We start from the raw sequence: 1412 nt of genomic DNA, 5'->3' as shown, positions 1-1412 counted from the left end.
TTCCAGGACGAAGCTGTGATGGTGCGAATGCATTCCGAATGTTTAACGGGTGATGCATTAGGTTCCCTGCGTTGCGACTGTCGAATGCAACTCCAAACTGCCCTGAAGATGATTGAGGAAGCGGGAAAAGGTGTTGTTGTATACCTGCGTCAAGAAGGTCGTGGGATTGGTTTAATTAATAAACTTAAGGCTTACTCATTGCAGGATATGGGCTTGGATACGGTGGAGGCAAACGAACGTTTGGGTTTTCCTGCCGACCTGCGGGACTATGGCATGGGGGCACAAATACTGACTGATTTAGGGCTACATCGGATACGTTTAATTACTAATAACCCTCGCAAAATTGCTGGATTAAAGGGATATGATTTGGAGATTGTAGATCGGGTTCCATTGTTGATTGAGGCAAACGACTACAACTCCTATTATTTATCGACCAAAGCTGCAAAATTAGGACATATGCTGTTGCAAACCTACTTAGTAACAGTGGCAATCCATTGGCAAGACAATCCGGAATCCGTTAGCGATCGCTATGACCGTTTAGAGAAATTACGCTTTTTAGCAAAAAGTCAAGATTTATCGCTCCAAGAAGATGCACGTCCCCTTGCGATCGCACTATTCGATAAGCCATCATTAACTGTGCATCTAGGTTTCGATCAAGCAGGAATGGCAAGCGTAGACTGGTATCAGCAAGATGGTCATCCCTACATCCAAGCTATTAGTCAAATTCTCGATCATCTGGCTAATTTGCCCTACATTGAAAAGTTGGAATTTTTAGTTTCACCAGGAACCGATCCTTTGAGTACTTTGCAAGTGCAATTAGACAGATTGAGTTTTAATTTAAATCAAAAACCTTCATCGATTTGTCATAATTTGGAAACACAAAAAATTTACAGTTTTACTCGGTAAAGTGTAGTAACTAAATAATTTTCACAAACCCAAATCTAAAATTAAATAATTTTATGTATGCAGTTATCTCACCGGAAAAAATCTATTTACCTCCAGGTACGGTAGTTCGTTTACTTGGCACTTGGCAAGATTACATAACTCTGAGTACATTAAGAGGAGATAGCTCTATTCCTCACATAAAATATCGACCAGGGGAAATTTCATTAATGTCACCGTTACCTGAACACGGACGCAATGTAAATGTTATTTCTGACGTTGTGAAAATTTTACTTGATTTTTTAGGAGAAGAGTATGATGCATTCACTCCGATGATAATGGATTTACCAGAACTAAGAGGAATTGAACCTGACTATTGTTTTTATATAGATAATTGGGAAGCTATTTCTGGAAAAAAAAGAATTAATTGGACTGTCGATCCTCCCCCAGATTTAGCAATTGAAATAGATGTTACTAGCTACACAGATATAGAGGATTACAAACCATATCGTGTCCCGGAAGTGTGGTTA

General features: G+C 39.3%; 2 protein-coding genes. Both read left to right on the top strand.

What is annotated here, in order from left to right:
- Positions 1–906: GTP cyclohydrolase II (gene ribA / locus CK510_RS30355; protein WP_095725117.1), on the top strand; the 906-nt coding region annotated here is incomplete at its 5' end.
- Between the two features lie 53 nt (positions 907–959).
- Positions 960–1412 (top strand): Uma2 family endonuclease (locus CK510_RS30350; protein WP_095725116.1); only part of this gene is annotated, 453 nt, incomplete at its 3' end.

The organism is Brunnivagina elsteri CCALA 953, assembly GCF_002289455.1.
GTDB lineage: Bacteria > Cyanobacteriota > Cyanobacteriia > Cyanobacteriales > Nostocaceae > Brunnivagina > Brunnivagina elsteri.
This window is presented reverse-complemented; position numbering and strand designations above follow the sequence as displayed.